This is a genomic window from Marispirochaeta aestuarii (genome assembly GCF_002087085.1).
GTDB classification, from domain to species: Bacteria; Spirochaetota; Spirochaetia; order JC444; family Marispirochaetaceae; genus Marispirochaeta; species Marispirochaeta aestuarii.
The window spans coordinates 100,870-112,503 of record NZ_MWQY01000008.1 but is presented as its reverse complement, the minus strand read 5'-3'; the positions used below and the strand labels follow the sequence as shown (position 1 = coordinate 112,503).

The 11,634-nt window shown below is 56.4% G+C and carries 11 protein-coding genes; 4 read left to right on the top strand and 7 right to left on the bottom strand.

All coding sequences use genetic code 11. The features are described from left to right. Positions 1–68: 68 nt before the first annotated feature. On the top strand, positions 69–1,451 hold the full coding sequence (locus B4O97_RS08505) for a multicopper oxidase family protein (protein WP_083050007.1): 1,383 nt from the start codon (positions 69–71) through the stop codon (positions 1,449–1,451). Here B4O97_RS08505 and B4O97_RS08500 read toward each other — a convergent pair. Further along, positions 1,448–3,049 carry an HD-GYP domain-containing protein gene (locus B4O97_RS08500; protein WP_158084217.1) on the bottom strand — a complete coding sequence of 534 codons (1,602 nt, stop codon included), beginning with the start codon at positions 3,047–3,049 and terminating at the stop codon, positions 1,448–1,450. The genes B4O97_RS08505 and B4O97_RS08500 overlap by 4 nt on opposite strands. A 166-nt stretch (positions 3,050–3,215) precedes the next feature. Between B4O97_RS08500 and B4O97_RS08495 the strand changes: the two genes are divergently transcribed. Both B4O97_RS08495 and B4O97_RS08490 read left to right on the top strand, forming a co-directional pair. Then, positions 3,216–3,596, top strand: coding sequence for a hypothetical protein (locus B4O97_RS08495; protein ID WP_083050003.1), 381 nt, complete (start codon positions 3,216–3,218; stop codon positions 3,594–3,596). An 18-nt stretch (positions 3,597–3,614) separates the two neighbouring features. Then, positions 3,615–5,852, top strand: a complete 2,238-nt coding sequence (locus B4O97_RS08490) for a peptidase U32 family protein (protein WP_083050001.1) — start codon at positions 3,615–3,617, stop codon at positions 5,850–5,852. Here the strand turns inward: B4O97_RS08490 and B4O97_RS08485 are convergent. The 3 genes from B4O97_RS08485 to B4O97_RS08475 are packed head-to-tail and all read right to left on the bottom strand — an operon-like array spanning position 5,849 to position 8,614. After that, positions 5,849–7,093: a cation:proton antiporter gene (locus B4O97_RS08485; protein WP_083050000.1), complete on the bottom strand. Its 1,245-nt coding sequence runs from the start codon at positions 7,091–7,093 to the stop codon at positions 5,849–5,851. The genes B4O97_RS08490 and B4O97_RS08485 overlap by 4 nt on opposite strands. 10 nt (positions 7,094–7,103) lie before the next feature. Then, the gene (locus B4O97_RS08480) at positions 7,104–7,919 is read right to left on the bottom strand and encodes a PTS sugar transporter subunit IIA (RefSeq protein WP_083049998.1); all 816 of its coding nucleotides are present in this window, start codon (positions 7,917–7,919) and stop codon (positions 7,104–7,106) included. A 20-nt stretch (positions 7,920–7,939) separates the two neighbouring features. After that, entirely contained in the window at positions 7,940–8,614 is a 675-nt protein-coding gene (locus tag B4O97_RS08475; protein ID WP_158084216.1) for a PTS sugar transporter subunit IIA, read from the bottom strand. Positions 8,615–8,719: 105 nt separating this feature from the next. Between B4O97_RS08475 and B4O97_RS08470 the strand changes: the two genes are divergently transcribed. After that, positions 8,720–9,829 carry a DNA-methyltransferase gene (locus B4O97_RS08470; protein WP_083049995.1) on the top strand — a complete coding sequence of 370 codons (1,110 nt, stop codon included), beginning with the start codon at positions 8,720–8,722 and terminating at the stop codon, positions 9,827–9,829. Here the strand turns inward: B4O97_RS08470 and B4O97_RS08465 are convergent. The 3 genes from B4O97_RS08465 to B4O97_RS08455 are packed head-to-tail and all read right to left on the bottom strand — an operon-like array spanning position 9,826 to position 11,566. Continuing rightward, positions 9,826–10,035, bottom strand: coding sequence for a hypothetical protein (locus tag B4O97_RS08465; protein WP_083049994.1), 210 nt, complete (start codon positions 10,033–10,035; stop codon positions 9,826–9,828). The genes B4O97_RS08470 and B4O97_RS08465 overlap by 4 nt on opposite strands. Next, positions 10,029–10,679, bottom strand: a complete 651-nt coding sequence (locus tag B4O97_RS08460; RefSeq protein WP_083049992.1) for an HAD family hydrolase — start codon at positions 10,677–10,679, stop codon at positions 10,029–10,031. The genes B4O97_RS08465 and B4O97_RS08460 overlap by 7 nt, the downstream gene beginning before the upstream one ends. Positions 10,680–10,699: 20 nt before the next feature. Then, positions 10,700–11,566, bottom strand: a complete 867-nt coding sequence (locus B4O97_RS08455; RefSeq protein ID WP_083049991.1) for a VIT1/CCC1 transporter family protein — start codon at positions 11,564–11,566, stop codon at positions 10,700–10,702. Between the last annotated feature and the right edge of the window lie 68 nt (positions 11,567–11,634).

The following is an 11,634-nucleotide window of genomic DNA, read 5'->3' as shown; positions in this document are numbered from 1 at the left end:
TACGCCAAATGTGATTAGATTTATCCTGAAGGGGCTGAACCGGATTCAGGCCTTTCAGGAGGTTTTGTGTGAAATGGCGATGGCTCATTCTGTTCCTGTTGACCTTCTTTTCCCTGGAGGCTGAACCGGGGGAGGCGCTGATTGTTCCTCCCCTCCGTGAGGGACGTCTTCGCAGCGACGGAGTCAGGGAATATACTGTTACGGCATCTGAAGGGGAGCTGGAGTTTTTCTCCGGTATTCCTGTTCCCACCATGGGGTATGACGGCGATTATCTCGGTCCCACCCTTCATCTCAGACAGGGGGAGAGGGTTTCGATCCGCGTACGAAACAGCCTGAGGGAAACGACCACCGTCCACTGGCACGGTGCTTATCTTCCCGCTGAAGCGGACGGCGGACCCCGACAGCCGATTGGACCGGGGGAAACCTGGATAGCCGAGTTTACCGTAAACCAGCCTGCGGCCAGCCTCTGGTATCATCCTCATCGCATGGGGACTACGGCCGAACAGGTCTACCGGGGACTGGCGGGGATGATGATTGTAACTGATCCATCGGGCCCTGCAGGTCTTCCGGATGAGTACGGGATCGATGATATCCCCCTGGTACTGCAGGAGCGGCGTTTCAGCAGGGACGGCGGCTTTCGCTACGAACCGCGTATGCCGGATATAATACACGGGTACGGCGGCAACGTTCTGCTGACAAACGGAGGGATTGAACCGGTTTTCAGGGCCCAAACCCGCCTGCTCCGCCTGAGGCTGTTGAACGGCAGCAACTCCACCATACTGCGACTGAGTCTTCCCGAAGGTCCCGAGTTCATCCAGATTGCTTCCGACGGAGGGCTTCTTTCCAGACCTGTGCCCTTGAAAACCCTGGTTCTTTCTCCCGGAGAGCGGGCGGAAGTGATCCTCGACCTCAGGGAGCAGCAGGGGCGGAATACAGTCCTGCAGGCGGAGTCCTCCTTTGGGGCAGTTTATACTGCCCTGCTTGTGAATCCCGGCGATGAACTGCGGAATAATGGAGAGCTTCCTTCCCGGCTCGCGTCACTGCCGGCGGCGGAGATTCCCCGGGCTGCGGGGAGGCGCTCCTTCGTAATGTCCACCATGGGACCCGGTGGGAGCCTTACAATAAACGGCCGGAGAATGGACATGGCCCGGGTGGATGAACGGGTTGCCGCCATGAGTACCGAGGTGTGGGAGGTCAGCACCGCCGGAATGATGATGAACACCCCTCACAATTTTCATGTACATGGGCTTCAGTTCAGGATTATCGATATAAACGGAGATCCGCCGCCTCCGGAACTGTCGGGATTCAAGGATACGGTGCTGCTCTGGCCGGGGGACCGGGTCCGGCTTCTCATGGAGTTCGGCGAATATCCGGGGATTTACATGTACCATTGTCATCTGCTGGAACATGAAGATGCCGGAATGATGGGCCAGTACGAAGTGCTGGATTAAATCTCCTTGTATCTGTCATACACAAGGCGGATTTCCGGCAGGGCCTTCAGGAAGGCCGCGTATACGTCGGGATCGAAATGGCTGCCCAGGCCCGCCTCGATGATTCCCATGGACTTATCGATGGAAAAGGCCTCCTTGTACGGCCGTTTTGAGGTGAGGGCATCAAAAACGTCCGCCAGGGCGACGATACGTCCGGAGACGGGAATATCCTTGCCTGCGAGTCCCCTGGGATACCCGGTGCCGTCGAAGCGTTCATGATGGCTGGCTATGATGTTTTCCGCGGTATTCAGGAGTTCCAGGTCTATGATCCTGTTTACCCCTGAGTTCATGCTGTGAATGACCGAAAGGCCTATATTGACATGGTCCTCGATAAGCGACCTCTCTCTGCCGTCGAGGGGACCGTTTTTCTGCAGGACCCTGTCGGGTATCCCGATCTTGCCTATGTCGTGGAGGGGGGCGAACCAGAGGATCTCCCGCAGCATCATGGGAGTAATGGATGAATCGCTCTTCGCCAGCTCCCGGGCCAGGATGTAGGAATAACGGGACATCCTGATAATATGCAGGGAGGTCTCGTTGTCCTTGCGCTCCATTAGAGAAACAAAGGCCCGGGTGGTTTCGGCCATAATCTCCTGGATCTCGATAGGTACCGTGATGCTGGCCCTGATTCCTTCCTCCAGGATAAGTTTAGTAGATTCGGACTGGTGTATCTCTTCGTAGTGCCGGGGAAGATCGTTGATTATACGGGTTTTCCTGCTGGTCAGAATCGATCCCAGGCTGGTATCCTTCAGCTCTTCGATAAAGCCCGGCTCAAGATGGGTTACGGGCAGTACGCTGGAGGCGGATTCCGCGATGACATGTCCGGCGGTGTCCACAAAGGCGACGGCCAGGCGGTCGCAGGGGACGCTGTGGGAGAGGATCTCCCGCATGCGGGGAATAAAAGCCTCCAGGGTTCCGTAGACCCTGTGTTCGGCAAGCTCCCTGTTGGAACGGTGGGCCGCGGCTATCCCCTCTACCTGTCTCAGGAGTTCCTCTTCTTCCAGCCATCGGGGGCTGAAGTCGATGTTCTCGGACTCAAAATTCAGTATCCTCTCCAGGGATTCCAGAAGCTTCGCGCCTCTTCCTACATAGCGGGTGTGTTCCAGGTGAAAGCGCAGGGCCAGGGCCAGGAGTATTCCCACAAGCACCATCATGGAAAGGCCGAAGCCGATGAATACTAGCCTGCTCTGTTCGCGGTTCTCGTAGTAGGAGGCGCTGATCCTGCGGGCAATACCGCCGAGTTCCGTAACCGCCGCCCGCAGTTCCTCTTCGCTGGGGGAGTCCGCAAGCTGGTGGAGGAAGGTCTCAGTGCCGCTGTCAAAGAACCGCGGCGGCAGTGCCCGGCGCGCCTCTTCCGCCGCCTTGTTCATCGCTTCCAGGGATTCCCGATTTCCCAGTCTGGCATGATCATGAACGCTTCGGATAAGGACATTGATAAAGCCCAGTTCGTCCCGGAGGGTGTCGGAATTTATCCGTGTCGATCTGTCGTAGAACAGAAACAGGCCAAAGGCTAGAAAAAGTATCACTGCCGCGGAGGTTATGGTGAAAAGGAAACGGTGCACATACCTGTGGAAGGCTCTCATTGGAGGAATTATAGAATTTGGGGGAGCGTATTTCAAGCAAAGATGAAAGATTTCCTCCACTTCCTTTTACATCCACCCCCGGGAGGTGCTATTATTTATAGGGCACTATTTGCCTGAGATTCTGATACGGACAAGGAGAAATACGATGAAAGTTTATGGTTTTTTCTGGATTAAAGCCCTGGTTTCCGCCGTCTTCGCGGTTCTCATGATTTTTCTGCCCACCCTGTCCCCATCATGGTTCGGGATCGAGGTCTCCCGTTACGGGAGTCTGATGGTCCAGATGGCCGGTGCCCTGTTTGCAGGCATAGCCTTGATCTGTCTCTTTTCAAGCAACAGCGAATCCTCCCTGGCTGTCCGCAATACCATGTTTGCCCTTGCGATAGCCGATACGCTGGGCTTGATTGTCAGCCTCATGGGATACCTGAACGGACTGATGAACTCTCTGGGTATTCTGGTAATTGTGCTCTGGGCTTTTTTTGCCGTGGCTGCGTGGATCTACTGGGTGGTCGGAGGACGCACTGTCTGATAGTATGCTTCATCCTGTATGAAGAATTCCACAAACTTACCTGAACTGCTTGCCCCGGCGGGTACCCTGAGCACGGCCCTCGCCGCCTATGCCGCCGGGGCTGATGCCGTCTACTGCGGCGTCGGCCGCTTTAATGCCCGTGAGATGGGCACCAACTTCAGCTACGACGACCTTTCCCGCCTCTCGCAGAAGGCCAAGACCCTGGGGAAACGTTTTTACCTTACCCTGAACACCCTGGTCAAAGAGACTGAGTGGGAGGCCTTCGACGAAACCGTGCAGAAGATTGCAAGGCTGGATCCCGATGCCGTTATCCTTCAGGATATCGGCGTGGCCAGATTTCTCCGGACCCGGTATCCTCAGCTGGAGCTTCACGCATCGACCCAGATGGGAATTCACAACTCCCCGGGCATACTCGAAGCGGCAAGGATGGGAATATCCCGGGTAATCCTTGAACGGCAGATTACCCTCCGGGAACTCAAGAGGATGGTCCCGGCGTCGCCTCTGGATATAGAGGTCTTTATCCACGGGGCCCTCTGCTGTTCCCTCTCCGGAAACTGCCTTTTCTCCTCCTGGATGGGAGGCTGGAGCGGCAACCGGGGGCGCTGCAAACAGCCCTGCCGCCGCCGTTTTCACGGCACCGAAGAGGGCAGCCCCAAAAGCGGCTTCTTTTTCTCTACCCAGGACCTCTACACCCTGGACATGATTGATGATCTTCAGCAGGCGGGGGTCAAATCCCTGAAGATTGAAGGGCGCTTAAAACAGCCGGACTATGTCTTCAAGGTTGTGCAGGCCTACAGAATGGTGCTGGACGCTCCTTCCGGCTCCCGCGGCCAGGTCCTGGGAGAGGCCCGCAAGATTCTTTCGTCATCCTATGGGCGTCGCTGGTCCCACGGTTTTGCCACGGAGAAGGATATGGCGGAGCTGGTCCAGTACGATTCCCTGGGGGTTTCCGGTCAGCTGGTGGGGACTGTGGCAAGTGCCGGAAAAGGCGGCTTTGCCCTGAAGGTTTCCCGAAGGCTGCGCCTGGGGGACCGGCTGCGAATACAGCCTGCCTCCGGCGACGAGGGACCCTCCTTTACCGTAACCGCCATGCGGGACGGCAAACACCCGGTTTCCACCGCAACGGAAGGCAGGGAGGTCTTTATTCCCTATGACCGGGAGGTCCCCGCCTCCGGGCGGGTCTACCGTGTCGGGTCCAGCGTAAAAGGGGTGAATTTCGACGGTGCAGGCCTCCCCCTTTATCAGCCGGTCAGGCGCTTTGATCTGGAGATTCACCTTTCCAGGCGGGGCATCCGGGTCTTCGCGGACGGACGGACCTGGGAGAGCTCTGAAGAATTCGATGAAGCCCTGAGGCATCCCCTGGACAGGGAGAAGGTTGAGGAGGAGTTCCGCCGGAGCCGCAATCCCGCTGTCGGTGCTGCCCTCTGCCGGGTTTCTGTTGAGGGAAACCCCTTTGTTCCCGCCGCCAGGTTAAAACAGCTGCGACGGGATTTCTGGTCCTGGTTTGAAGGGGATCTGTCCCCGGAACCTGAAGAGGACGGTCCGTCGGGATATTTCCGGCGGTCCTCCGGAAAAACGGGGAATTTTACGGAGCAGGAACTCCAGCCGGTGATTATTAAGAAGGGCGGGAAGGCTGTTACCGCAGGAGTCCGGGCCGCCGTTGTCGCTCGGCCGCTGAACGGGGCCCCCTGGTTTCCGGAACATGAGTATGTACTGCCGGGTTTCTGTTCAGAGGAGGACCTGGATATGCTGAAACAGCAGCTTGGTTCCGCCCTCGAAGCGGGCTGCCGCCGTTTCCGGATTAGCTCCCTCTATCAGCTGTCCCTGCTCGAGGAACTGACATCGGAAAGTCTTACCCTGACGGCGGCGTATCCCCTGCCGGTGGCAAACGCCCTGGCAGCGGAGGAACTTTACCAGCGGGGTGTCCGCAGGATTCAGGCCTGGCTTGAACTGGAGAGGCCGGCCATTGAGGCCCTGCGGGATGCCTCTCCGCTTGTTGTAGAAGTGTACCGCTACGGCCGCCCGCCCCTTCTGATTACCCGCGCCCGGATTCCAGTCTCCGGTCCCATAAGCGACAGCCGGGGGGGACAGTTCCGGGTAAGCGAAGCCGATGAGGCCGGGCTCACCGTTCTTTACCCTGCCCAGGCCATGGAGGTGCCTGGGGTACCAGGAACCGCGGACTGCTTTGACTACCTGAACGCCGAACCCGGAGAATCCTCCACCACGACCTTCAACTTTGACCGGGAGCTGGTTTAGGGTACCTGTTCGCCGGAATCGGGCAGGGATATCTCCCCCGCCTTTGTAAGGCCTATCTTGGTCAAAATGGGGCCGATTATCTCGAAGAAAATACAGGTGGCGGTAATCGAGGTTATTACCATGGCACCCAGCTGTACTCCCGGGCCTCCCATCTCGGACAGGTCCTGCTTGACCACCAGGGACAGACCGATGGCGACCCCTGCCTGAGAAAGGATGCCCATCCCCAGATATTTCCGCAGGTTTTCCTCCATCCTTCCGATGGTCGTACCGAACCAGGCGCCTCCCATCAGCCCTGCGGTGCGTGCTGCTATGTAAACCAGACCCAGCAGCCCCAGGGAGGGCAGGGCTCCTACATGCAGATTTGCTCCGGCGAGGGTGAAGAAAAAGAGAAAGAGCAGCGGCATGATGCCCCTGAGACTTTCGTCTATTTCCCGGGTCGTTTTTGTGGGCTGGGTATTGGTAAAGGCCATACCGACAATCATGTTGGTAAGAATTTCGGAGAGGTGAAAATACTCGCAGAGCCCGGTGGTAAACAGCACCGTGGCTATTGTCAGAATAAACCGGTCCCGTGCTGAATCAAGGGGCCTGGACAGAAGGGTATAGACCAGGACCATTACCAGACCAACCAGTATGCTGAGGCCGATCTCCCTCAAGGGGCTGATTACCGCCGCCGAGAGGGTCATGGTTTCAAGTCCTGTACGGCTGGATATTATGGCCTTGGCTACGGCAAAGGCAAAGCCGAAGATTATGATTCCCAGTCCGTCATCAAAACCGACGACTGTGTAGAGCGCTTTGGTAAGAGGGCCGCGGGCGCGGTACTCCTGTATAATGGCTACGGTTCCCGCCGGTGCGGAAGCCGGAGCAATGCCGCCGAATATCAGAGCCAGTGCAGGGTCGCCGGTCAAAAGAAAGACCGCGAGGCCTACCACCAGAAAAGCTCCGAAGGACTCGGTCAGAATAACCAGCATGATTCCCGGTCCCTGGCGCCTGAGTTCCCTGATATGGAGTTCCATTCCGATGGAGAGGGCCACGAAACCCAGGGCAATTTTGGTAATAAACTGCATGGAGTCCTGTATTTCTGAGCTCAGGAGTCCTGCCAGGGAGGGGCCAAGGAATACGCCCACGAACATGAAACCGATAAGAGAGGGGAGTTTTATCCTGTTTGCGAGCTTTCCGGCGTACAGCGAAAGGTATGCTATTATCCCGGCTACGACCAGGATGGGTAGTTGTAGATTGTCCATATGCACCTGCCTAGTAGGAGAGACTGCCGCACCAGTAGGAGAGCTCGTTAACGCTGATCAGTACCCCCGAATCGGGTTTGGAGGTGTCCCGGATGGTGTTGATCCGGCGAATCATGTTGTTGCAGGCACTGGTCTTCAATACTGCCTGAATCAGCTTTACCTCGGTATTCTGCTCATCCGTCCAGAACGAGGAAAAGAGGGGCAGGTGATGGAGGTATCTGCCCGCACTGGTACCTTCAAAAACGGCGATGTGACAGTCCGGTTCCGCGGTAAAGAGTTCCAGGATATCGATGAAGGCTGATTCGTCCTGAACTGCAACGCTTATCTGGGAGGCGGGAACCTGCGCGCTTGCCGCCCTGCCGAGCTCAATCGAACCAACCAGAATGGAATAGGCATCATCGGGCCAGCGCGCCTGGCGCAGCTGTTTTGCCGCTTCCGTGGTATTCAGCAGACGGGTGATTCCGGAGAGGATCTGGATGTGTTCGTTCCGCGCTTCCTCGGGGCCGATTATGAAAAAGCAGAGATTTACCGGTTTTTTATCCGGGGCATCGAAGGATGTCCCTTTTCCTTTCAGAATCAGGAGTCCCAGCACGAAGGATTCGAGACCCTTGAAACTGCAGTGGGGAACCGCAATTCCGGAGCCGAAGGCTGTGCTTCCCTGTTCTTCACGTTTTTTAAGCTTCTGATAAATTTCCTCTTCCCCGATGGAGGAGAGTTCTTCGGTGTTACCGCTCAGGGCGGCTATTTTTCTGAGTAACTGATCCTTGTTCTCCGGCGGGTCGATAATCGATATGCATTCCGGCTTCAGGTGTCTGCTTAGGGTCATTTCGGACGCCTCCTTATTTTCTATTCACTACGGTGCTGCTGTTCCAGAGAGATCAGTACGCCCACAACGTGTTCGCCGCTTTTAGCTTCAAGCACCCTGCGAACGTTCTTTTCTTCCTTGAAAAGGACAGCCATCTTGGCCATCAGCCTCAGATGAATGATCTCGCTGTCGGTAAAGGGGAGCATGAACAGGTAGGTAGGGCTCCCGTCCAGGGAACCGAATTGCGTTCCTTCCCGGCAGATTCCGACAATGACCTGGGGTTCTGCTCCTTCGTTTTCCCGGGGATTCCTGGCATGGGGAAAAGCGATGGGACCGATGGCGGTGGTCATCATCTCCTCCCTGGCCAGAAGTATGTCCAGGTATGCCGCCGAATCGGTGATCTTCTCCATCGCTTCGAGGGGGCGGATCAGCTGGGCCAGCACCTCCCGCCTGGTTCCAGGTTTGAGGTTCATGATAATGGATCCCGTATCCACCAGCCGTGAGAGGGGTACCAGATCGTGGCTGTCCTCCATCAGTTTTGCCAGATCATTGCGGGGGACTACCTGCATGTTGGAGATAATCCAGTCGTCCACCATGGATCGGGAAAAGCGCCACTGGCTGCCGATTTTTATCGCGGGAATCTCTTTGCGGTTGATCATGCGCATGACCGTTTTTTCCGCCACCTGAAGATACTCAGCCATTTCACTGAGGGTCATTAAGGAATCTTCTGTCCTTTTCATATAAATAGTGTACAATACGTGACAATAAAGGACAAGAAAAAACAGGCTGTTTCTTGAAAAAATCTATGGTACAATCCGCTTGTGGAAGATGCTCCCCTGGAATTTACTACCCGGCACAGGATTCTGCCGAAGGATGCTTCTGTCCTGAGTTCCCTGAATCCCGACAGCCTTGCCCTCGTGCTCAGCTCTCCGCCTTACCCGATGATCTCCATGTGGGATGAGACCTTTTCCCTCCAGGACGGACGTATCAGGGAGCTTCTCTCCGGGAATCAGGGCTGGAAGGCCTTTCGTGCCATGCATGATGTGCTTGACCGGGTCTGGGCGATCATGGCGCCTCTGGTAATGCCCGGGGGGATTGTCTGCATCAATGTGGGAGACGCCCTCAGGACTGTGGACGGAACCTTTATGCTCTACCCGAACGCCGAGCGTATAGTGACGGCTTTCTCGAATCTGGGATTTTCCGTACTGCCCCGTATTATCTGGCGCAAGAGTACCAACGCACCGAACAAGTTCATGGGTTCCGGAATGCTTCCGGCGGGAGCCTATGTGACCCTGGAGCATGAGCACATCCTTATCTTCCGTAAAGGGGGAAAACGGGTATTTACGGGGGATCAGAAGGCCCTTCGCCGGCGCAGTGCCTACTTCTGGGAGGAGCGGAACCGCTGGTTTTCCGATCTCTGGGACCTTGCCGGGGAACGTCAGCTCCTGAAGGGGAGGGCTGCCCGGGAGAGGAGCGGGGCCTATCCCTTCGAACTGGCATACCGCCTGATCTGCATGTATTCGGTGCAGGGGGACCTGGTGGCCGACCCCTTCCTGGGGACGGGGACCACGGCCCTGGCCGCCGCTGCCGCGGGCCGCTCTTCTATTGGTACGGAGATAGATCCCGTTCTCGCGGAATCGGCTGCTACTTCCCTCCGCGAACAGTGTTCCCCCGGGAAAATCGCCCACAGCATCAACCGGCGGCGCATGAAGGAACACCTCGGCTTTGTTGAAGAATACAGAACAAGAAAGGGTGAGCTAAAACACCGGAACACCTGTTATGACCTTCCGGTAATCACCGCTCAGGAGACCGACCTTATTCTCCCGGAGATTGCGGGGCTGGAAGAGACCGGTGGTGAGGATGACAGTCTGAGCCTGCGTCACCGTCCCTGGCGGGACAGGGAATTACAGCCTCCGTTTGCCGGTGCTTAAGCTTTTCCGGATTTCTTCTTCAGATGCTTCGGCGTCATGCGGTCCCGGGCTATTTTAAAGGCATATCGCATAATCGTCTCCGTCGAAACATCGGGACCATGCTTGCGCTGCATGATCATGACGATCGCCTTGAGGGCGTTTTCGCTCAGGGAGAGGTAGATAAAACGGTCCCGTTCTTCCGGAGTCATGTCCTCCCACTCTACCACTGCAGAACTTCCTCCGGAACTTCTTCCAGGCTTCCTATAATCCAGTCCGCCGCCGAGAGTTCATCCCTGCTGAAGCTGCTTGTAAGGGCAAGGCAGCGGCAGCCTGCCGCCACGGCAGCCTCGACTCCTGCTATTGCGTCTTCGACCACAAGGCAGTTCTCCGGCGGAACCCCCAGACGGCGTGCCGCGAGCAGGTACATATCCGGATAGGGTTTACGCCGTGTAACGTCCAGGCCGTTTATCATTACGTCGAAGGATCCGTCGGCCAGACCGATCTCGTCGATATTGGCCTTCATCTTGATGTAATCGGTGCTGGTAACCAGGGCAGTTTTGAACCCCAGGCTGCGGCATCGGTGGACAAAGTCTATGCTTCCGGGCAGGGGAGCCAGATTGCCCTTGACGAGGGAGCAGTAGATATCGTAGGTACGGGCCTTGTCCTGCTCCTGATCGAAGGGAATTCCGTACTTCTGTGCCACCCCGCCGAGGAAGCGGTTTTCACCGTAACCCCGGAAGGGGTAAAAGTCGTCATGGGTGACTGCGTAACCTTTTTGCGCGAACATACGCACCCCGGCCTCGGCGATCAGCTCCTCCGAGTCGGTCAGTACGCCGTCCATATCAAAGAGTACAGCTTCAAGGTGTCCCATATATCTTCACAGCCTTCCGTTTAAATATCGATTCCGATGGTACTTCGCACAAGAACGCCGATTCCGAAGGAGATCGCCGCGACTCCGAGACTCAGGAGGGCCATCTCGGTAAAACGGGGCCAGAATTTCAGGTCCTTTGCAACGGCGACATAGTAGTTGAAAAAGAAGATAATAAAAATCGCGATACCCAGGGTTGCGGCAAGGCAGACCATGTAGTGGCTGAAGAGCAGATAGGGGAGAATCAGGAGCCCCACCGTCAGAATGTAGGCAATTCCCGTATAGACAGCGGATTTTACTGCTCCCTCGCTGTTTCCTTCGGTGCGGTTGGAAAGGTATTCCGAAGCTGCCATGGAAAAAGAGGCGGCGATTCCGGTAATAAGTCCGGCCACGGCGATGAGCCGGGTATTCTGCAGAGCAAAGGAGAGTCCCGCCAGGGCTCCGGTCAACTCGACCAGGGCATCGTTGAGTCCCAGCACGATGGAGCCCACATATTCGAGACGCTCCTCCTTGAGCATCTGCAGGAGTTTCTCCTCGTGGGCGTCTTCATCTTCAATGATCTGCTTTGCCTCGGGAACCTGGCGGCTCATGGCGTCGTAGATCTCCTGGGCCTCCTCTTCTCCCCGTTCCATCAGTTTCAGGGCGAAGGTAATCCCCAGAATGCGGGCGATCAGAACAAAAAAAACTACCTTGAAACCCTTCGGCCGGGCACTTTTTCCGGTGAATTTGCTCAGAAAGTCATGGTGCTTCTTCTCTTCCTCGCCTATGGTCCTGAGAATCGGTCCGTTTTCGGTTTTTTCCAGCATCTTCGCCAGTCTGGTATAGATATGGTATTCGGTTATCTCGTTTTTCTGCATCGCCAGAATTCGGCTTTGTATTTCCCGGTCCATGTTTTGATCTCCTGCCTTGTATGAATACCGTCAGTCTACAGGAAAATGGCGGGACGACTCAACTCTCC